Below are 21,496 nucleotides of genomic sequence, written 5' to 3' on the forward strand. Positions count from 1 at the left end.
GATCGCCACAGGCACTGTGACGATCCCAGAAATTGTAATGTCAGCGCAAAGCTGAAGTGGCACCATTGCTACAATTCAGGATCAATCTTTTTAATACTTCGTCAGTTCGAATAGTCAGCACTGATGAAATGCAGGCATTAATGCTTTGTTATGTTCAAGCACTTCATTTAATGCATCCTCAAGTACTTTACCGCTCTTGATTAATGGATTGATAACCAGAGCACGCCATGCGGTATGCCGGTCTCCGCTCATTGCCGATTCGATAGTCAGTTCTTCAAAGGTCTTCATTAACTGAATTAAACGAAGGATATCCTCAGGGAAGGGTTCCACGTTAAGCGGGATCGGCCCGGAACGGGTGATCATAGCACTGACTTCAACGGCACAATTGTCAGGGAGGGCAGCGATAGCACCGTTGTTACGTGTGTTGACGTGCATGATGATACGTTTGTCGTTATAAATCGCGCTCATCAACTCGCAGCCCGCATCAGAGTAGTATTGGCCCCCACGACCTTCCAGCGCTTTAGGTTTTTCTGCCAGGTCCGGATTGCGATAGATTTCAAATAGTTCTCTTTCGAGTTCTTTAACCACTTCACCGCGAGTCCCTTCACCCTGAGCTTCACCCAACTCCTGGCGGTACATATCATCACTCATGTAGTAATAACGCAGATAAAGGCAGGGTATCATTCCCATTCTTTCGAACAGATGAGTAGGCCATTTAAAAGGAGGAATATTTTTGGGTATTAGTGGGTCGTTACCTGCTGAGATCTGTTGAATAGCGACATTCAGCTTGTCTTTACCTTCATGCCAGATATGGCGGGCTAAGATGAAATGGTTCAGGCCAGTAACCTGCATAATGAAATCATTTATGTCATCAGTACCGAGCATCTTAGCGATTCCTTTTTGCATAATGACCGGCACATTGCACAAGCCTACGGTGCGGATTTTACTGTTTTTGAGAATGGCTTCAGTGACCATTCCCGATGGGTTAGTGAAGTTCAGGAGCCATGCATCAGGGCACAACTGTTCCATTTCATGGGCAATGTCTAGAGCAATGGGAATGGTACGACAGGCATTGGCAAAACCACCGAGGCCATTCGTTTCCTGTCCGATCATGTTGTATTTTAGAGAAATGCGTTCATCGCTGATGCGGGCATCTAGATGACCCTACCCCAAAATCCTGTTCCATTCAGAAACAGAATTCCGGCATGATAAACACTCCCCTGAACGGAGGTGGTGCCGATGAAAAAGTCACGATTCACCGAAGAGCAGATTGTCTTTGCCCTGAAGCAGGCTGAGCTGGGTACGTCCGTACCGGATGTCTGCCGCAAGCTGGGTATCTCCGATGCCACTTTTTACACGTGGCGTAAGAAATACGGTGGAATTTCCCCATCTGAACTCAAACATATGCGCCAACTGGAAGAGGAAAACCTGCGGCTGAAGAGGCTGGTTGCCGATCTCAGCCTCGACAAGGCAATGCTGCAGGACGTGCTGGCAAAAAAGAGCTGACGCTGGCACGCCTGCGCGAATGGGTCAGGGATTTACAGGCCCGGTACGGTGCCAGCGAAAGACAGATATGTTTTGCGTTACGGCTCAGCCGCAGCTCGCTCAGGTATCGTTCAGTTGCTGCCGATGACAGCGCACTGCGCCTGCGTATCCGTGAGATCACCGAAACGCGAATTCACTACGGATATCGCCGGGTATACGTGATGCTCCGGCGTGAGGGCTGGCGCGATAATCACAAACGGATATACCGTCTCTACTGTGAACAGGGTCTGTCGCTGCGCCTCAAACGGCCACGCCGCAATAAATCCGCTCAGCGCAGGCAACCGCAGCCCCAGGGCCTGTATCCGAATCACGTCTGGGGCATGGATTTTGTTTCTGATGCGCTGTTTGACGGGCGCAGATTGCGCCTGCTGACGGTTATCGACCTGTACACCCGCGAGTGCCTGGGGATCTGCGTGGGGCAGAATCTGCGTTCAACAGAAGTGGCAGAAATGCTGAACAGCATAGCGCTCAGGCGCCCTTTACCGCCGTTGCTGAAAACTGATAACGGACTACCGTCTGAGTCAACTATTTTACACGCAGGGATACAGCCATCTAATACAAAGACGATAGTTCATTTTAATATCCGATACTGCCCACATTTCCTTTCGGCTTATAAATATGCTTACCATGACATACAAGGGTCCGAAATGGCCCGACAGGACTTAACAAAGCATTTTTGGGAAACCATGGACGTTGAGCATTATCTAATGGTCGCGATGCGCCTTACGGCCCGTTGAATCACGTCCCATGGCTTATTTCATAATACCCTTTGTAATCAATATTCTGCTTTACAATTGCATGCGCCACTCTGGCGACTTTTGTTGCCACAGCCGTCATGGCTTTTCTTTTCTGATCAGGCTTGTCTCCATTTTCCCGAAGATAGCGTTCATATTTGTACCGGAAACTGTTTTCCCTCGTTCTTACTGCTACTGTGGCGGCAAGCCAGAAGGCATATCTTAACCGCGCATTTCCACGTTTTGATAATCTGTAACCACTGTGCTTTTGCCCGCTCTGAATGGCGGAGAGATTAAAACCACAAAAGTTGAGGTACTGTCGATAATGAGCGAAACGTGTCAAATCACCACTTTCAGCAATAACCATAAGGGCAATCACAGGTCCAATCCCCGGGATCGTACGTAAATGCTGGTAGTCACTTCGTTTCTGCAAATATTTTTCTGCTTGTTTCTCAAGTTGTAATCGTTGGGCCGAAAGTTCGATATATCGATGAAGCTGTAATCTGAACGTGGCCACTGCCAGAGAATCATCTGGTAACGGTAATGCAATGGAATTCGCTGCAACATCATAGAGATGTTCTAGAAACTGCTGTTTATACTGTTTCCGCCCAACAACATCCCATGACTGTTTTACAAACACATCCCGGTTAAGTGACGTGATACAAGACGGTGTAGGGAATTGAAGTAAAAACTGGCAGAACCACTCTGCCCGGGACATATGCAGAAACTGCTCAGCTTCGGGAAAATAAAGGGTTAGATAGTGGTTAACCAGGCTGTTCAGACATCGTGTTCGTGCCAGAGTAACCTGATGGTATGTGTTTGATATCTCCTGTATATCGATAATGCCATTCGCCAGAGGATCATAAAATGGTGAAGATAATCCTTGTTCGAGCAAATACATAATGACACTGGCATCTTTGCGATCATTTTTATCCCAGGTCTTAAACAGCATCTCACGAGCTCGCGCACATCTGACAGATGAAACAAGATGGCACTGAACTCCCTGCTTATGTAACCACCATGCGATGTTACGGTGATAATCAGCTGTAGGTTCAAATGCAGCGATAATATCTTCATGGGGTGAAGCGGTGAGCGCAAGCAGTCGGTTGAACCCTTCCAGGGTATTTTCAATACGCAGGTAGGATGTTCGTCCATCCGGGTGCCGAATTTTTGCATCGTGATGTTTTTTAGCGATATCTAGGGCAATCAGAGTCCCCGACACACCGATGTTACTAACTAAAGTGTTCATTGATTTTCTCCACTTGTGACAGACACAGACATTACAAGTTGTAGAAAATAGCTGACTTAAACGCTAGCTGGATGCACTCAATAGGTATCATGGTTCTGAATTTGCAGGTAAAATGCTGGACAGGTGGGTATATGAAAGGGGTATCCGCATTGACTTCTCACGGCCGGGCACACCGACGGATAATGCGACGGTAGAGTCCTTCAACGGCAGACTGCGGCAGGAATGTCTGAACGAGAACGGGTTCATGTCTCTGGAGGATGCACGGTGCAAAATCGAGGCCTGGCGCATACACTATAACCAGAGTCGTCCCCATTCTGCACTGGGCTGGATGACACCCTCCGAATTCGCCGAAAAATCTGCCGGTTGCCAGAATATGCAGCCAGACTGAAGCCGGTTATTCCTGATTATGAATGGATCACATATGGGGCGCGGGTCACAGATCCGACATTACTAACTGAGCGTTGTATCTAATCATGGGGGCAGGTCAACAGAGCTTAAGTGTTCAAACCCTTCCGCCATACACCTTTCGTCGCGGACCGGAAGCAACCATTTTTAAGTTGAACATCCCCCCTGGCTTCGTCAGGTGTGTTGCGATCTTTTGGAGGATAACCGGTTCATATTCAGCTCCGCCAGCAGCCGTTTAAGGCGGGCATTTTCGGCGGCTAGTTCACCGGAGGTTGCTGCCGGGCGAAAAGGCCAGCCAGCATTCCACTTAATTAGCCATGTCTTCAACTATTGTGGCCACTTGACCTTGAGCTTCGATACGATAGCCTGCGGTTCTCAACAAATTGCCGATGGCACAGACCGTATCTGCAGCCTGAATAAGCGGTCTGGTTGCATCAAGCTGAGCCTGAGTCGCATCGGAAGACAGCAACAAGCGTACATCGTAGTCGATGCTTACGCCTGCATCCTTGGATTCGGATGCGTTACAATGCATCGCCAGTCCAGCGACAGGCAACTTTTTCGCTTCTAGCATGGCAATCAGCGTCATGGCATAGCAAGAGGCCGCAGCCGACACTAACAACGATTTGGGATCGGTGCCTGCGCCGCTGCCACCGAAACTGGCGGGAATGGCGATAGCGACACCAAGCTCAGTGCCTTCGATCCGGCCAGCACCTTGCATCGCACCATTCCAATGGATTTTGATACTTGTATTCATTTGGGCCATTTTTCGTACTCCTTTTCAAATTTCAAATGCGTAGGGCTCACTCACTCTCTGTCGGAACCAGTATCTGGGGCGGGCCCATGAAGTTTCTTTGATATAGTCGCGCAGATATCTGGATTGCCACTACAACTGTAAGTGTTGCCACTCCTCACATCACGGAATATCGATTTAATGGGGTCTGGTCTAATACCGCCGAGATGCTTGCCAGAAAGAGATATCGGCAGGAATGATGTTTGACCAAATCTGACAGTATCAGGACGGTATGATGCGGATCGCGCAAAGGCAGACGGCTTCGCTGTAAAAGGAGAAGGCTCTTTTTAACGCCCATTCCTCCTGCCTTTCGCTCAGGCCTTTTTCTGATCAACAGGCGCAGGACCACGAAATGCCCGACGCCATTCGCTTGGGCTAACGCTGAATCTCGTCTTAAAACTCTGGCGGAAAGAAATCGGTGACTGAAACCCAGCCATGTCTGACACGCTTTCAATACTACTGTCCGTGGTTTCCAGCAGCTCCTGGCTTCTTTGGAGACGCTCCGCGTTTAGCCATTCTCCCAGCGTCGTTCCGGTAGCCTTGAAAAAATGACGCGTCAGCGTCCGCCGGCTCATGCTGACAAACCCGGCCAGTGAGTCGAGATCGTGCGGCTTGTCCAGATTGCGACGCAGGTAGTCCATCAGTTCGTTCATTTTTCGGTCCCGCGAAGATACCGGGACCGGACGTTCAATAAACTGTGCCTGACCGCCTTCCCGATAAGGAGGAACAACCATTCTTCGTGCCACCCGGTTAGCAACTGTAGTACCGTAATGGTCACGGATAATATTGAGACAGCAGTCAATGCTGGCGGCGGAGCCGGCAGAGGTAATAAGATGTTCATCACTGGTATACAGCGAGTTGCTGTCCAGATGAACGGCGGGGAATCGTTCAATGAAGTCCTGTTCATACTCCCAGTGCGTTGCAGCCCGGTGTTTATCCAGCAAGCCGGAATAAGCCAGCACGTAGGCGCCGAGACAAAGCCCTACCACCTCTGCGCCGCGCTGCCATGCGCCTATAAGCGTGTCCAGGAGCGCCTGAGAAGGTCTCTCTTCTGGATGGTTCCAGTAGGGCACGATAACAATGTCTGCGACATCAAGCAGCTCAAGACCATGCTCCACATTAATGGACAGGCCAATATCAGACAGTATAACGCCCGGTTTTTCAGCACATATCTCCACGCGGAATAAGTCCGACTGCGGCATAGATTGTCCGAAAATAATACAGGGCACAGAAAAGTGAAACGGGCTGAATCCGTCCGTGGCAATCACGGCGACCGTCAGTGCAGACATAACGTTAACCCTACCGTAAATGATAACCACCGGTTCGCCGACGGTTAATTTATTAATTTTTAATCACTAAGTGATAGTCGGAATGGCATTCTTCCCCTCAATCAGGCGAAGTGTGTATCAGAAAGCCATGGTCTCACCGTCTGCAGGTATAAGAACGTTATCTTCAATGCCGTGCTCAAAGCAGAATTCCCTCAGCTCCGCGCGGGTGAGAAGGCAGTGATTAATCGACTCCATGTGAGAAGCCACGATGGTCGCCGTCGGCAACATTTTAAGTGTGCGCAGCGTGTCCTCTTTGCCCATGATAATCGGACCGTAAAGGTCGTTGACAGCATAACCTGTGTTAAGCACAACAATCTCCGGCTTGAAGCGCTGCAGGTTTCTTGCATAAGGCTTAACCCAGACGGTATCACCCGCTATATAGAGCGTTTTTTCATCATGATGTGTGAAGACCAGACCACATGCATCACCCAGTAAATCACCCCATTCAGCATCTGCGTACAATTCATTACTGCCGTGCTGGCCGTCAGTTTTATAAATCGTCAGGCCATCAACGAAATGATTTTCCTCTTTCAGAACGCGAATGTTGAAAAAGCCCTGAGAACGGATCAGCGCTGCGTCTTTTTCATCCTGCGTGTAGATCAGCATATTTTTAGGAACAGCCTGCTGGGCCGCCTCATCCCAGTGATCGGTATGGGTGTGGGTCAGGATAACGGCATCAACGGCCAGTAAATCCTCTACGGCCACAGGTAACGCAACCATGGGATTACGCAGGTGCGGGCGTGCATTCCCGGCAAAACCATCCCAGGCTTCTTTTTCTGCCAGCATCGGGTCGATAAGGAATTTTTTACCGGCATATTCCAGCACGAGCGTGGCATTGCGAATTTGCGTTAATCTCATTGATTGCTCCAGTAATTCATCAGGTTTTGAGGCTCATCCACCGTGTTTTCTGTTGTCTGACAGGGTGGCTGCTAGTGGGTTTACTATAAGAGGTGAAAGGGACAGGCCGTGATACGTTCTCAGGTCAGTGTTCGATGAAATCAGGCCAATAGTAGTGGCTCAGGTTTATACTGGCATGTCGCTGCTGCTAAACGGCATGTTCAAAGGTAATAGAAGAAAGGGATCATAAAGGGAACGGCCAGCGTCGTTACCCCTCCCATCAGCAGAGCAAAAGGGATATAAGCCGCACCGCAGTACTTCTCAATAACCGGCAGCGTTACATCAAGAGCCGTCGAGCCCGATATGCCGATGGCAGCATTAATGTAACCGAACCTCGAAATCAGCGGGATGAGCAGCAGGGCCGATATCCCACGAAACAGATCGCTTAAGAAGGCCACGGTTCCTAACAGCGGATTGCCCATTTTGGTGAGCAGCGTTCCCGAAAGGGTATACCAGCCAAACCCGGAACCCACCGCCAGAACCTCACGGAGCTGCATTTTGATAAACAATGATGCCAGCGCGGCCCCCGCAAAGGATGACAATATGGTAACCAACGTCAGCAGGAGGTTGGCTTTATTCAACAGCACGCGTTTGATGCTGATATTTGAATACGATAATTTTACCGCGACGGCAAAAATCAACAGATACAAAAGCAAAGAGATAATCAAGTTTGCGTTCAGGTCGGGCATTAACCCGTTGAACCCCAGTATAAAACCGGTCATCACCGTGATTATCTGAGTGAGCGTGGGGATTAAAATTGACAGCAGATCTGAATGACTATTCCGCAGGTCAGGAGCGGGATGGAGAGGTGGTTTTTTTGCACTCATTTTATCCACAGCGACCAGGGCAATAAAGGTGATCACTGACGTGCCTGACGCAATAACCAGCGCATTAAAGCCTGCGACGACGAGTTTCTCCTTAATATCAGGGATCCCGCCAACCGTTGCCCCCATAAATAACAGAAGCAAATACAGTGACAGGCCTGAGATTTTATCAAAGGTGGAAGGGTGACTATTTTTAACGACTTTTTTCAGATTAAGTCCGCCCGCAAAAGCCAGGAAAATAGGCAGTAGGCTGTACAAAGCGATGAGCATTCTTCCCTTAAGAAATTAGGCTGATTATGTGATGAAGAGGTCGTACACAGTGATTCGCAGCGATAAAGTTGGGAGATTTATCAAAGCGCAGGCTACGCTATCGGATAGCAACATAGCCCGCATAAAGGCCTGCGATTTTTACAAACCCAAGGGTTATTTTACGCTGCAGCGCGCACTCAGTCCGAACAGGGCAAGGTCACTCAGCGCTTTAGTTGGCGCAGCGCATCCTTCAGCAATAATGTGCATCTTCATGCCCTGTCCCTGCGGGGAAAGCGCTGTATGCGTAACACAATGCTGCGTCATCATGCCGGTAAGGTAGATATCAGTGATGCCGTTGTCGCGCAGCAGTTGCTCAAGGTTGGTTTCAAAGAAGCTGTCGGCCTCTTTCTTAATAATAACCGGCGCATCGCCCAGTGCCGCGGCAACATCTGGATGGATGTTCGCCCCTTCACTGTCAGGTTTGAAGAATGGTGCATCGGTTGTTGCGATATGCTGAATACCGACGATAAGCCAGGCTTCCTCACGCGCTTTTTCAATCGTGTTAATTGCGGCTTTACAGGCTATTTCAGGCGCTTCAAGCGGAAAGGATCCGCCCGGGAAATAGTCATTCTGAATATCGATTACGATCAGGGCATTTTTCATGTTCAGTCCTTGGGTTTTATTTATTGGAAGGTTCACAGAGTTACCTTAAAAGCTAACAGCTAAATAGCCCCTCCGTGAGGGGCCATAAAGTCAAATTTCGATGGGATCGGGTCAATATTAAAATCATCCGAGCCGGTATTTCGTTCTACGGCAATGGCAAAGTGACTTCTTCCTCTGATATTTATTGACGTTTTTTCCGCAAAGCCAGCCACAGCATTGGCACCGCAAGGCACAGAACCCAGGGCAGTAAGATGAGATGCATAGTTTTCCAGCCATAAGCATTGAGCAGCGGACCGGCACCCAGTGAACAAAGAAGACTGAAGATAAAGACGCTCATATCATTTACCGCTTGTGCTATCCCTCTTTCACCCGTGGTGTAGGTGGTTGCCAGCAGGCTGGTTCCGCCGATGTAGAGAAAATTCCAGCCTATTCCCATCAGGACTAATGCAATGGCAAATATCTCCCACGTGACACCCGAAACAGCCAGAGCAATGTAGGCAAACATGAGAAGAACGCCTGTCAGCTTAATTTTAATGACGCCAAACCGATCGATCAGTTTTCCCGTGAAAAATGACGGTACGAATCGGCCCAGTATGTGGAGTTGGATCACGGCAGCGATGTGTGACAGGTCAAAACCGTAATGCTTCATTGCGATAGGTGTCGCCGTCAGGCCCAGTACCATAATTCCAAACCCTGATGCGCCGGAAAAAAGGGCGACAAGGTATGCAGGCTGTGAAACCACTTTTTTCCATGGCCGCGCCACCACTAGCCCTGAAGAATCACCTGGCTGCGCCGGCATCTGCAAGCGTGACAATAACAACAGACCCAGCGAGGCCATTATTCCCATAAAGAGGAATGAACCCACATAGGGCACACTGAACAAATCACTTCCGCAGTTGGCGAGAAACGGGCCTAAAAGAGCTGCAACGACGCCGCCGGCCAGGACCAGTGAAATAGCTTTAGTACGAAATGCCGGAAGTGCCACTTCGCCCGCAGCAAAACGATAAAACTGCGCAAATGCCTGGAAAATACCTAAAAAGAACATCCCAAGGCACAGCAGCATGAATGAATGATGGATCATTGCTACCATGGAAATGACTGCCGAAACCATTCCGCTCAGCGCGCCAGTTATAAAGCCTGTTTTTCTGCCTATACGACTCATCCATAAAGACGCGGGAAACATCACTAACACCGTTCCGAGGCTCGCCATTGAGAGCGGAACGGTGATCAGCGAGGGATTGGGCGTCAACAGCGCGCCGGCCAGCCCACCGATGGTCATTATCAGGACCGATATTGATTGAAAGATGGCCTGAGAGCCTGCAAGTATCAGGACCTGCCGATGCATATTTCTCATTTTGGTGAAGCTCCTGAAGATACGAAAATCAGCATAAGGCTAGTGCCAGACTCCGCATCTCTTACTGCCTGAGAAAGCGTCGCAACGCGCAGAAAACAGGCTGAGTGATGATGGCTGATGGGGAAAATCGGTCGATCTTGTTTATTAGAAGAGCCAGCAGCCTGTGAAGGTGTCAGTATAAGGAGCGCTGTCATGATTGCGTGAGTAGGCTGTCAGCCAATTACCAATGGAAATTGGTCAATGTATAATGTAGGAAATATGTTGGATAGGTAAGGCCACTGGGGATATGCACATTTTGGCGCGTTATTCCTGTCCATGCCTGCTACTAACGGACGTCAACGGCCGCTTAGATAAACTGCCACTCTGTCATCACGGGTGGTTACCGGTCGTAGGTTTTATATTTTTATTTCGCCTGACTCAGCTTTTTTTTACACAGCTTCGGATGCATCGCTATTTACGCATTCAGAATTTATCAGCGCATTTTTGGTTGATTTTGGCCTCAGGTCACAAGGAAATACAGCCTGTGAAAAATAGGGATATACTCGATCGTCTCCTATCTTACTCCTCTGCCCATTCGACACGATTTCTTCCCGAGCGCTTCGCCTGGTACAACGCGATATCTATACGTCTGAACAAGCCTTCCTGGCTTTCATTTTCTTTTTTTATTCCGGCACCGATGCTGACGGTGAAGCGAATTTCATCATTAATCACTAGTTCTCTGACACAATCTAATATTTTTTCGGCCATTAATCGTGCTTCTTCAAATACTGACGTTTGCACGATCACGGCAAATTCTTCTCCGCCGACTCGGGCGGCGATGACGTTCTTTTTAAAGAGTTCACCGAGCATCAGGCTAAAGGCTCTTAGGACGTCATCGCCAATGTAGTGGCCGTATTTGTCATTTATATTTTTGAAGAAGTCGATATCGATTAAAAAAACGTAAACACTTACATTGTCTAAGTCCATAAGGGCATTTCTAAAATAACGACGATTTGGCAAACGCGTAAGCTCATCACGAAACGAATTAATGCTCATATCCGAATATTTATCATTCACATAGCGCACTATGAAATAGATGCCTACCGAGACGCAGACCATACCTGCCAGCTTACTGATGTCCTCGATATAATACCCGACCCACATCGGCTGACGAATAATTTCATCCATCAGATCAAATGCTGCAGACACAATCCAGAAGATCAGCCCCGCGTTTATCCATCGACGAAGATTCGTTTTCAATAATAACCGATTAAAGTTCCATAAGATAAAGTTAAGTATCAGCAATTGGATGCCATCAAATATCCAGCCAGAATTTTGTATCCAGGAGCCCTCATTTTGTTTTGTAGTAAATCCTACAATATTAAACACCGTAACAGAAATACACAACATCACCGATAATGTCATTGACATATACAGGATTTTACGTGATTCGTTTTTAGTAAAAATGCCGCTCTCATATTTCAAAAATGGCATAGTTAGCCCCGACACATATAGATACGAAAATCAGCTTACGGGGAGTGCCAGACTCCGACTTTCCTATTGTCTGAGGAAGCGTCGTAACACGCACAAAGTAGGCTGAGTAATGATAGCTGAGGGAAGTCTTATCTATCAGATGAACCAGCACCTGTCAAGATGACAGTATAAGGAACGACATAGTGGGTATGTGAGTAGGCATTAAGCCAATTATCAATGAAAACGGGCCAACATATAATTCAGACGCAAGGTGAGTAAGCCTGAGAATTTTGCCGTGAATATGCTATACCTCATGTCACGTTTTATATATTGGAGGAATGTCAGCTTCACGCTCAAGATCCTTTCACGTACTGGATTGTATTTCTTCATCAGCAAAAGGAATCAGTTCATTCATCAGACGGATCCAATCCTTAGGTTTCCTAATTCACTCAGACATTAGTCAAAATAAGGTTTCAACACTTCTTCAGTCCAATTCATAAAAGCCCTCACTCGTTGCGACAGATTGCGCCGGTGCGCGACGACGAAAGATGCATTTAGCGGCTTGGGCCGCAGATTCGGAAGGACTTCAACCAATGTTCCACTTTTGATATGGGGTAAGAGTGCGGAATAACCTCCCTGAATTAACCCCAAACCCGCCAGTCCTGCTTCGTGGTAGGCCGGTACGCTGTTGACCGTCATCGTGCCGGGTAACATCAGCGAATTGTAGCCATCACCTGACGGATATTCCCATCCGTCAGGTTTCGCGCCAAAATTCCGCATGTAATGAACCATCCTGTGTCCCTGATTAAGAAGATCATCAACCGTCTGTGGCACACCGAAGCGTTTCAGATAGCCTGGACTCGCCGCATTGATCATCCGTAATTTTCTCAGCGGCCGGGCAATCAGGGTCTCATCAACAATGGGTCCCAGACGAATTACGCAATCAAATCCTTCCAGAACCAGATCAACACGGCGGTCAGTACTTGAAAGCTCAAGTTCGAATTCCGGGTGAGCATCCAGTAGTTGTGGTAATGCGGGAATAACAACGCTTTGTGCCAGAATAGTCGGCATATCAACACGTAAACGCCCTCGCAGTGACATTCCGCCAGATGAGAACATTGACTGTAGTTCGTCTGCTTCCGCCAGCAGATCTCGTGCACGCGAATAAAAAATGCGGCCATCTTCGGTCAACTGCACACTCCGCGTGGTGCGGTGCAAAAGCGTAGCGCCTACGTCATGCTCGAGCTTGCGCACCACCATTGAAGCACGCCCTTTCTGAATACCAAGGCTTTCAGCTGCCTGGGTAAAGCTCTTCATTTCTGCCACGCGCGCGAAAATGATCAGTGCCTCAAGATTTTTCATTGTTCCTCTTTAAGATAACAGTGTGTTAATTTTTAGGTTGTTTATGCCTACTGTAATACTTAATAGACTGTCTTCACACCGCGTTATCCAGCGCAGACACTTGCTGAAGGCAATTATCATGACTCAAACCCTTTCAATGATTAAATCTGTAGTCGTCTATCACTTTGGCTATGGGCATACAGAACGGATGGCGGCCATTGTCGCTGAAGGTGCCAGCGCCACGCTCGTGGCTATCGACTCCGAAGGAAACATTGCTGCTGACGAATGGGCAAAGCTCAACGCGGCAGACGTGATTCTGTTCGGTTCGCCAACCTACATGGGTGGGCCGAGCTGGCAGTTCAAAAAATTTGCCGACGCTTCGTCAAAACCCTGGTTTGAGGGCAAATGGGTTAACAAGATTTTCGGTGGCTTTACTAACAGCGCGAGCATTAATGGTGACAAGCTGAATACGCTGGCCTATTTCTTTTTGCTGGCCGGTCAGCACGGCGGTATCTGGGTCAACATGGATATTAAGTCCTCGAATACAAAGGCCTCATTGCGTGATGATCTGAATCGGATGGGCTCAAATATTGGTCCAATGGCACAAACTCCCGCCGATGCTTCGCCTGAAGAAATGTCATCAGGCGATCTTGAAACAGCACGCCTTTATAGCGCACGTGTTGCAAATATTGCCGCACAGTTTCACCCAATGAATCCATAGCGTCATTGAACTACCTCATGTGCAGATCCTGAATCAGCACACGGCGTCACGGGTGAGGAGGAAAGGGAAATCAAATGAAATATAAGCAACTTGGGCGTACAGGCTTGTTTGTTTCAGAATTGTGTCTCGGCACAATGACGTTGGGCGGCAACACGGATGCTGGCATGTGGTCCTCCATAGGCGCAGTAGAACAGGACGAAGCAAATCAGCTTTTCGCGCGAGCGTTCGCCGGCGGGGTTAACTTTATCGATACCGCCGATATTTATTCCTTCGGCCAGTCTGAGCGTATTACAGGGATCGCGCTAAAAGAGCTCGGTGTTGCACGCAGCGACATTATTCTTGCCACGAAAACAGGCGGGGTTATGGGCTCCGGGCCCAACGCGCAGGGAGCATCACGTGGGCATATTATGGATTCGGTGCAGAGGAGCCTAGAAAGACTTCAAGTCGATCATATTGATTTGTACCAGATTCATGCAAGCGATCCTGTCACGCCCGTTGAGGAAACGCTGCGCGCGCTTGACGATCTCACACGGCAAGGGCTGGTTCGTTATGTTGGTGTGTCGAACTGGGCCGCAGGTAAGCTCGGTAAAGCGCTTGGCCTGAGTAAGGCACTTAATACATCACGTGTTGAGACCCTTCAGGCTTATTACTCTATTGCCGGACGTGACGTGGAGCGGGAATTGGTACCCTTAGTCCGGGAGGAAAAGATGGGCCTCCTTGTCTGGTCACCACTTGCCGGAGGCTTACTTTCAGGAAAATACGGACCCGGTTCATCAGCGGATGGCGATAGCCGCCGTAGCAAATTCGATTTCCCACCCGTCGACCTCGATCGGGCCTGGCAATGCGTTGCCGAAATGCGTGTCATTGCAGAAAGACACGGCGTATCTGTCGGCCGCATAGCGCTTGCCTGGTTACTGGCCAGGCCATATGTCACAAGCGTCATTATCGGTGTCAAGCGTATCGATCAGCTCGACGACAACCTCGGCGCAGCAGATATCATTCTGACAGCAGAGGAATTGGTGCGACTGGATGCGGTAAGCGCTCTGCCTCCTTATTATCCGGGATGGATGATTGAGCATCAGGACGCCGCTCGCCGCCAGGCATCCTCCAGCCCTCAGAAACTGAATGTGATTAAAACGTTGTAAAAACCCATATCCCGCTGCTTGCATGTTTGCCAGTAGAACTGCATTGCGCTGAAATAAACCACGTCTAACAAAAGAGATAAAGAAATGAATAAAGGTTATTTGATCGCGCATGTCACCGTATCGGACGCTGTTGCCTACGCCGAATATGCGAAGGCTGCCGGAGAAGCAATGCAGGCGTTCAGTCCTAAGGTTATTGCCTGGTCTGGGCAGTATGAAAACCTTGAGGGAGAATCACATGAACGGCACGTCGTTTTTGAGTTTGCATCTTTTGCCGAGGCCAAGCGTTTTTACGAGAGTCCTGGATATCAGGCAGCCAGAGCAATACGTGCAGGTGCTGCGACCGGAACTTTTGTGCTAGTTGAAGGAGGAGCTTAATTTTCGGCGTAATGCTTGATAAAAAAAGCTAACACTGCTTTGGCACTAAGGCCTGTCTGATGTCAGACCTTAGTACTAAATATGATGTTCATTGGGGCATCATAGGAATGTTATGAAAGGAAATAGACCTCAGTGTTTGCTGCCTACTATTGAGGAAGCCTCAATTAAGCGACGAACTTCTTTTGGGTAGACAAAAATTTTAGGAATGATTTTGAATCACACAGCCTTTTATACATTGATCCAGAACGTCCGTTTTTCGCTCAAAGCAGAATATCAGATTTGGGTGTGTTCTACCTCAGAACACTGCTATCTCAGGTCTAAACTCATACAGCTATTCAACTTCTAAACCCCAACCTTCAACCCATTTCACCGCTGCGAACCAAGGGGCGCTACGCCCGGCTATGCAGGGGCAGTTTTTTCTCCCGTGTGTTTTCCGTTCCCGTATTAGCTTCCGGTTAATCGTTTCCCATCACAACCCGTCCCGCAAGGGTAAATGGCACGCATGCTGCGCCCTTGCGGGCCGGAACGATGCCGTGAAAGCGAACCGTCAGGCGATACGAAGACGAAAATCATACCACTGACGGAGAAAAACCATGACGATTTCACTGCATACCCAGACTAGCGCCCCCTAACACCGCAGCGGCGACCAGCGTATCCCCGCTGGACCCGTCAGGTTCCTCAAAAACGAAATTTTCCAAAACCAAAACTGATATTTATCAGACCGTCACTGACAGCATCATTGCGGCACTGGAAGCCGGTGTTAAACCCTGGGCGTGTCCGTGGCAGCGTGCCCTCGGTATGTCTGGTTTACCATCCAATTACGCAACTGGCATGGCTTATAGTGGAATGAATATTATGTTGCTGTGGTGCAGTGCCTCAAAACAAGGATTCAGTGATTCGCGCTGGATGACCTACAAACAGGCAAAAGCGGAAGGCGGGCAGGTACGCAAGGAAGAACACGGCACTACCGCCATTTTCTATACCACGCTGGAAAAGGAAAATGACGACGGAGAAACTGACTATCTCCCGATGCTGAAGACGTTCGCCGTGTTTAATGTTGAGCAAATTGATGGTTTGCCTCTGAGTGACGAAGCAATTTTACCGACAGAGACCTTTGAGTTGTTACCGCGTACGCAAGCGCTTTTCCGTAACAGTGGTGCAACCATCATTGAGAAGGGACAAAACGCCTTTTTCGCACCGTCAAGCGATGAAATCCGCTTACCGGACCGGTATCTTTTTGCCGATGCGGCCAATTTCTACGCCACCGGATTGCATGAGCTGGTTCACTGGAGCGGGGCAAAAAGCCGCCTGAACCGTGAAATGAAAGGGAAGTTTGGCAGTGAGGATTATGCTTTTGAGGAGTTGATCGCCGAGCTGGGAAGCGCGTTCCTGATGGCGGATCTGGGTATCGCTGGAGAGGTTCAGCATGAAAGTTATATTGCTTCCTGGCTGAAAGCACTGAAGAACGACAAACGCTATATTTTCAAGGCCGCCAGTGCCGCATCCAAAGCGCATCGCTATTTGGTGGATGAAATCTGAGCAAGAAAGAGTCGCATAGGAATGTTTTTTTTCATCAGGTCCAGGTTTAGACAGAAACGCTGTAGGTACATGATTGAGGCGGAACGCAGCCAGAGCGGTTCAATCAGTGTGTTGCATCCATCGGTTGAACTCACAGCGAAAAGGTGACGTTGGTATTGTCCAATTAAACTAAAAGTTGCCGATAGAAAGATGATAACTGAAATGAAACTATGCATATCGATAATAATGACGTTAAAGCCATAATGTGTTAGGCTGATCTACGTACAACCAATTAGAGGCAGCGCTGAAGCTAAATGCTCTCATGTATAGCGTTTCCAAATGAGAACGTATACTGGCCATATTAATGAAAGACTCAAATAGATTTAAAATAACTTACTTAGAGCTTACATTCCCCCCAATCTCAAATCAAGAAGCTGTTACTTTCAAGAAGGGACCTCATGAGAGATTCATGAAAGAAAGTGACTTTTATATGATTGCAGGTAAAGCAGAAACTTCTTTTTGCAATCCTGAACTCATTTCCACTCATGAAATATATGTGGAAATATGTTCCGATGATAAAATAGTAACGGCAGGCACAATAGATTTCAATGCATTAAAGTGCCCGGAAGAGTTAGAGAATATGTCCAAGCGAGTGATGATTGGGCCTAAGGAAATAGCCACAACATCATATCCTGATGAAAATGAAGCCTATTTTTACATCAATAGACTAACGCCGGAAAGTATTCTTTGGTTTCGTTCAAGACAAACAGAAGGTATTCGCGGCTTTGATAATTATCGCGATTTGATGGTATATGATCTGTTATATACAGGAATAGCAAAAGTAGGTGATACCTATGATAGATTAATAAAAAATGGGCATCATGCTAGGACAGATATTCTTTCCAATGAGAAACAGCGTTCCACTGGTGCCAGAGTAAGTGAAGAGATTTTTATTTTTATGTTCAGGCTAGAACCATTGTTTATATCTAGCTTTGGTGATAATAGTGATGTCGATTTAAATTTTGGCTACGGTCATAAAAAAATTGTTGCAGATGCGGAAAAAGCTTTTGTCAGCCTTTTACAGCCAGAATACAATAAAGAAAGATTTAAAAGATATCCTGTTGGAAAAGATGGTCTCTATGATTCAAAATTAGATTCATATGCTTACCTTATTGCAGAAATATTAACCTTTAATACCCCATCAGGTTCATTTTCCGGAGGTCAAAATAACGGCTATTGGAATCTTTATAATGACGCAGATGTAATTTTTACTGACAAGAAAACGACTACTATTCTAACATCTGATTCGTAGATGTTTTGCACCTAGTCAACTATATCCCTTCACAAAAAATAGGCCGCTCAGCGTTAAAGACCTAATTTATTCGCAATAAAATAATCCTATAGTAAATTTTCGTAGTTCCGCTTCTGGCACGAAGCAGCCCAAGGCAAAGGTCAAGAGCTGCTTTGAGCGAATAGCGGAAGTGACTATCTCGTTGCGCATAACCATATTAATATTCTTTTAGCCATGGCGATTCGCGTTGACTTTTATTATGATGGTTCATCGGTAAGTATGAAGGGGATATCAGCTTTGATTTTTGCAGTTAATTGATGGTCCGGGAATCTACTTATTGCTTCTTTCCAGACTCGCCGAGCTTCCGTGTAATTACCCATATTGAAGAAAGCGCCACCTAGGTTAAACCATGCATGATCGTTATCGACATTAAGCGACAAGCTTTGGCTATAAGGCTCAATGCATTCTTCCAGTTGCCCCATCAAATCATAGGCGCTCGCCAATCGGTACCATCCCTGATCATCATTCGGGAAAGCTAACGTATAGGCTTTCATCAATGTTTTACTTTCTTCAAAACGGTGTTGGTTATTCAGTGCGATTGAAAGGCATAACCCGTAATCGCCTTTCTGAAGAAAATAGGCTTTTTCAAAACAAAATATAGCTTCATCTCCCAGTTCTTCATCCTCTGCCCAATGGCCCAGAAGATCCCAAAGTAGACTTGCTGCATCTGCCCCTATTTTATTTGCGCAGGCCTCAAGATCATCTTTAAACTGGAGATAAGTTTTATGAACATTTATGTTGCGATTTCGCAGGTAGATTATAGCCAACAGTAATTCACGTTGAGCTACAGAGCTTTCAGGACAATGGCGCAAAGCTGATTCCCAGAAGGTAAGGCCAAGCTTCGCATTCTCGATTGATTCACGGCCAAACTGAGCGACGATTTTTAAACACCATGGCCATATCCACTGCGCCTTATCTGCCTGGCTCAGTAGGGCGTTAATCTCTCTAAACGCAGACCTGCTTTCACCAACATTGAAGAGAGCCGATATACGCCAGCCCTGAAGATCAATTAGTTTTCCTTGCGTGTCACTAGAAAATACAGTTTTATCCAGTTGTTCCAAAGCCTTTTCGAACTGGCCCGTATTGTGATAATAAAGACCAAGAGAATAATGGGCTTCAGCCAGATGAGGATTATGTTTCAATGCCTGCAGGTAACACTCGACAGCCTGTTTTTCATTTTCGAGAGCTGCATAGCTGCCTCCCATATTTTTGAAAATCATTGCCATCAGCTCATCATCGGCGTGCTTCTTGTTAAGCTCACATGCTATTTTATATTCTTCCAGCGCTCCGTTGAAATCATTGAGCGCAGCAAATCCATTGCCAATGGAGTAATGCAGTCCTGCACGATCCGCATCATCTGCAATCGAATAAGCCTGCATTTTCAGAATACCTAACTCAACGCGCTGGCGGTCAAAAGCCTCATTAGCACTTGCAAGATCAATCTCGGCCATATAGCAAAACATCATTGCCGGATGTTCTTCGCCTAATACTATTTTGAATCGCTCATATGCGGCACTGATAACTTCATTCTGGTTACTATGGTAAAGATTCATAAGTTGATGAACTGCAGAGGAAGTATTATCTGCGACTTCATAAACGGTTAGCAAATTCCTAACATGGACCACCATCTCATTGTCACTCATTTTTCTATGAGCTACACGTCGGTTGCGCGCGTCAAGTGCGCTAAGGCGGACCAGTGAGGTAGCCTTGATAAGGCGATGCTCTGTCAAATCTTCAGCAAAATTGACGGTGACGGATTTCTGAGACTGCCAGCTTTCGTCCATATTTTGGTATTGTGCAAGAACACTCTGAGCAGAGGTAACTTTCAGCGTATTTGTCGGAATATGAAGACAAACATAAAGGGAGCCCGGGCTCATAAGGAGATAATTTAGGTTTGAACGTTTAACTGAAATACTCACAGATCTATCGGCATTCAAATCTGCAGCAGTACCTTTTAACTGCACTTGGATTCGGACATTGGTAGCCATTCCATCATGCATTACTTCGAGCTGATAGTCACTGCCGTAATCACTAGCATCTGAACTCTGTTTAAGAACCACGCCCGACGAAGCGATAAAAGCCTCAAACGCAGTCTTAGCCATTGTATCGTGTACATGATTTTGATCGCGCTTAGGCAAATCATCGAGGTAATCCATAATCGGTTTTCTGCCTATTTAAATGAAGATCTACGTTATTTCGTTACTGATTGAAAGTGATGTTACACGTACATACTTAGCTAAAACAATGGCGGTGTGCTGATAGCCAGCGCAGAATGAATCGCCACGGGTTTAACAGACACTTCAGAGTTGTGGGTATTGATATCGTCCAATCCCACTTTCAGGGATGCGTCTGGATGACCCATGGTTCCGCCGCCTGCAACAAAAAGGTTCTCGTTCTGAATTGATGAGTACAATCCGATCATTTGAACTTGGAATGCTTGTAAGCACACACGTTTTAGTTCCACACACTTTTTGAGATTTCCGGTTTTTCAGCCATCAGCCGGTACTCTTCCGACATCAGGTTATTCAGGGGTTCATTAGGCCGCTTTCGGTTGTATTCCGTCAGCCAGCGCTCTGTGATTTCCCTTACTTCGTTCAGCGTTCTGAACAGGTAAAAGTCCAGTATTTCTGTTCGGTACGTCCGGTTAAAACGCTCGATAAAGGCATTCTGTGTTGGCTTGCCCGGTTTAATAAATTCCAGCATCACCCCATGCTCTTCAGCCCACTGTGCCAGAGCCAGTGATACAAGCTCCGGGCCATTATCCATCCGTATCTTCAGTGGATATCCACGGTTTGCTACGATCCTGTCCAAGACCCGGACAACATGTTGTGCCGGGATATTCAGGTCAATTTCTATCGCCAGCGCTTCGCGGTTAAAGTTATCCACCACGTTGAAGGTCCGGAACTGTCGACCACAAACCAGTGCATCGTGCATAAAATCGATGGACCAGCTCTGGTTGAGTGCCTCTGGCGTTACCAGGGGGGGTACGCACCGGTATGCGTTATTTTCCCCTGCGACGAAAATTCAGTTTTAACAGGCAGTAAATCCGGTGTATGCGCTTGTGGTTCCAGACGTACCCCTGCCTGCGAAGCAGCTGAAAAAGCTTTTTAAAATCGTAGCGAGGATAGCGTTCGTCCGCTTCAGTGAGTGCCTGAATCACCGGTTCATCACGTTGCGTATCTGGTTTATAACGAAACACCGTCCTGCTCAGCGATCAGCCTGAGGTTAACGGAGGCTTCAAGCGAAGCTATTCGCCGGGCAACCGTGGCATGATCCACGCCCAGTTTTTTGCCGCTGAGGCAAGCGACCCGGTTCTGGCAACCATTGAAAAATAACGTAAATCTTCCCAGTCAAACATAGAACCTCAAATGTACTGTGCAAACGTCATCCACTAAGTCAGCTTATGCCAGCTACCTGATGATCCTGGCACTATAAATACTGATGGCTCAAGCGGATTTCTCAGGGTAATGGCCTTATTAAGAACGCCATTGCAGCAACGGCCCCATGAGGGGATACAGTTTCGTATACTCAAAGCCCGGACAGAAATCAGCAACA

15 protein-coding genes and 6 pseudogenes are annotated in these 21,496 nt (G+C 47.5%); 7 read left to right on the forward strand and 14 right to left on the reverse strand.

Features of this window, described 5'->3' with window-relative positions; translation table 11 throughout:
• Positions 1 to 114 precede the first annotated feature (114 nt).
• Positions 115 to 1,164 (reverse strand): annotated as a pseudogene (locus EAH77_RS20310) (6-phospho-beta-glucosidase); the annotation flags it as partial.
• Positions 1,165 to 1,239: 75 nt separating this feature from the next.
• On the opposite strand from EAH77_RS20310, the pseudogene EAH77_RS25615 reads away from it, so the two are divergent.
• Positions 1,240 to 2,054: pseudogene (locus tag EAH77_RS25615) on the forward strand (IS3 family transposase); the annotation flags it as partial.
• A gap of 229 nt (positions 2,055 to 2,283) precedes the next feature.
• Here the strand turns inward: EAH77_RS25615 and EAH77_RS20325 are convergent.
• Complete coding sequence (locus tag EAH77_RS20325; RefSeq protein WP_140474624.1) at positions 2,284 to 3,528, reverse strand: IS110 family transposase; 1,245 nt, start codon at positions 3,526 to 3,528, stop codon at positions 2,284 to 2,286.
• A gap of 88 nt (positions 3,529 to 3,616) precedes the next feature.
• Here EAH77_RS20325 and EAH77_RS20330 point away from each other — a divergent pair.
• Positions 3,617 to 3,916 (forward strand): annotated as a pseudogene (locus tag EAH77_RS20330) (integrase core domain-containing protein); the annotation flags it as partial.
• Positions 3,917 to 4,240: 324 nt separating this feature from the next.
• Here the strand turns inward: EAH77_RS20330 and EAH77_RS20335 are convergent.
• From EAH77_RS20335 to EAH77_RS20370, 8 genes are all read right to left on the reverse strand, one after another.
• Positions 4,241 to 4,696: an OsmC family protein gene (locus EAH77_RS20335; RefSeq protein WP_140474625.1), complete on the reverse strand. Its 456-nt coding sequence runs from the start codon at positions 4,694 to 4,696 to the stop codon at positions 4,241 to 4,243.
• A 341-nt stretch (positions 4,697 to 5,037) separates the two neighbouring features.
• Positions 5,038 to 6,012 carry a GlxA family transcriptional regulator gene (locus EAH77_RS20340; protein WP_140474626.1) on the reverse strand — a complete coding sequence of 325 codons (975 nt, stop codon included), beginning with the start codon at positions 6,010 to 6,012 and terminating at the stop codon, positions 5,038 to 5,040.
• 117 nt (positions 6,013 to 6,129) lie between these two features.
• On the reverse strand, positions 6,130 to 6,909 hold the full coding sequence (locus tag EAH77_RS20345) for an MBL fold metallo-hydrolase (protein WP_140474627.1): 780 nt from the start codon (positions 6,907 to 6,909) through the stop codon (positions 6,130 to 6,132).
• A gap of 200 nt (positions 6,910 to 7,109) precedes the next feature.
• Positions 7,110 to 7,811: a lysine exporter LysO family protein gene (locus EAH77_RS20350; protein ID WP_161985834.1), complete on the reverse strand. Its 702-nt coding sequence runs from the start codon at positions 7,809 to 7,811 to the stop codon at positions 7,110 to 7,112.
• A gap of 384 nt (positions 7,812 to 8,195) precedes the next feature.
• The gene (locus EAH77_RS20355; protein ID WP_140474629.1) at positions 8,196 to 8,684 is read right to left on the reverse strand and encodes an isochorismatase family protein; all 489 of its coding nucleotides are present in this window, start codon (positions 8,682 to 8,684) and stop codon (positions 8,196 to 8,198) included.
• A 181-nt stretch (positions 8,685 to 8,865) separates the two neighbouring features.
• Positions 8,866 to 10,038 (reverse strand): MFS transporter, encoded by a 1,173-nt coding sequence (locus EAH77_RS20360; RefSeq protein ID WP_140474630.1) that lies wholly within the window; start codon positions 10,036 to 10,038, stop codon positions 8,866 to 8,868.
• A 558-nt stretch (positions 10,039 to 10,596) separates the two neighbouring features.
• Positions 10,597 to 11,511: a GGDEF domain-containing protein gene (locus EAH77_RS20365; RefSeq protein ID WP_140474631.1), complete on the reverse strand. Its 915-nt coding sequence runs from the start codon at positions 11,509 to 11,511 to the stop codon at positions 10,597 to 10,599.
• A 435-nt stretch (positions 11,512 to 11,946) separates the two neighbouring features.
• Positions 11,947 to 12,852 (reverse strand): LysR family transcriptional regulator, encoded by a 906-nt coding sequence (locus tag EAH77_RS20370; protein WP_140474632.1) that lies wholly within the window; start codon positions 12,850 to 12,852, stop codon positions 11,947 to 11,949.
• 136 nt (positions 12,853 to 12,988) lie between these two features.
• On the opposite strand from EAH77_RS20370, the gene EAH77_RS20375 reads away from it, so the two are divergent.
• From EAH77_RS20375 to EAH77_RS20395, 5 genes and pseudogenes are all read left to right on the forward strand, one after another.
• Positions 12,989 to 13,552 carry a flavodoxin family protein gene (locus tag EAH77_RS20375; protein WP_206664899.1) on the forward strand — a complete coding sequence of 188 codons (564 nt, stop codon included), beginning with the start codon at positions 12,989 to 12,991 and terminating at the stop codon, positions 13,550 to 13,552.
• 74 nt (positions 13,553 to 13,626) lie between these two features.
• Positions 13,627 to 14,697 (forward strand): aldo/keto reductase, encoded by a 1,071-nt coding sequence (locus tag EAH77_RS20380; RefSeq protein WP_140474634.1) that lies wholly within the window; start codon positions 13,627 to 13,629, stop codon positions 14,695 to 14,697.
• Between the two features lie 84 nt (positions 14,698 to 14,781).
• Positions 14,782 to 15,072, forward strand: coding sequence for a DUF1330 domain-containing protein (locus tag EAH77_RS20385; protein WP_140474635.1), 291 nt, complete (start codon positions 14,782 to 14,784; stop codon positions 15,070 to 15,072).
• Positions 15,073 to 15,665: 593 nt separating this feature from the next.
• A pseudogene (locus EAH77_RS20390) lies at positions 15,666 to 16,611 on the forward strand (ArdC family protein).
• A 448-nt stretch (positions 16,612 to 17,059) separates the two neighbouring features.
• Complete coding sequence (locus tag EAH77_RS20395; protein WP_241673502.1) at positions 17,060 to 17,902, forward strand: hypothetical protein; 843 nt, start codon at positions 17,060 to 17,062, stop codon at positions 17,900 to 17,902.
• A gap of 236 nt (positions 17,903 to 18,138) precedes the next feature.
• On the opposite strand, the gene EAH77_RS20400 is transcribed toward EAH77_RS20395, so the two are convergent.
• The 4 genes and pseudogenes from EAH77_RS20400 to EAH77_RS25620 all read right to left on the reverse strand — a co-directional run.
• Entirely contained in the window at positions 18,139 to 20,097 is a 1,959-nt protein-coding gene (locus EAH77_RS20400; RefSeq protein ID WP_140474637.1) for a tetratricopeptide repeat protein, read from the reverse strand.
• A gap of 80 nt (positions 20,098 to 20,177) precedes the next feature.
• A complete protein-coding gene (locus EAH77_RS25700) occupies positions 20,178 to 20,303 on the reverse strand; it encodes a hypothetical protein (protein ID WP_277752573.1) in 126 nt (41 codons plus the stop codon).
• Positions 20,304 to 20,395: 92 nt separating this feature from the next.
• Positions 20,396 to 21,152, reverse strand: a pseudogene (locus EAH77_RS20405) (IS3 family transposase); the annotation flags it as partial.
• A 1-nt stretch (position 21,153) separates the two neighbouring features.
• A pseudogene (locus EAH77_RS25620) lies at positions 21,154 to 21,299 on the reverse strand (helix-turn-helix domain-containing protein); the annotation flags it as partial.
• Between the last annotated feature and the right edge of the window lie 197 nt (positions 21,300 to 21,496).

It is taken from the genome of Ewingella americana (assembly GCF_006438725.1).
Lineage (GTDB): Bacteria > Pseudomonadota > Gammaproteobacteria > Enterobacterales > Enterobacteriaceae > Ewingella > Ewingella americana_A.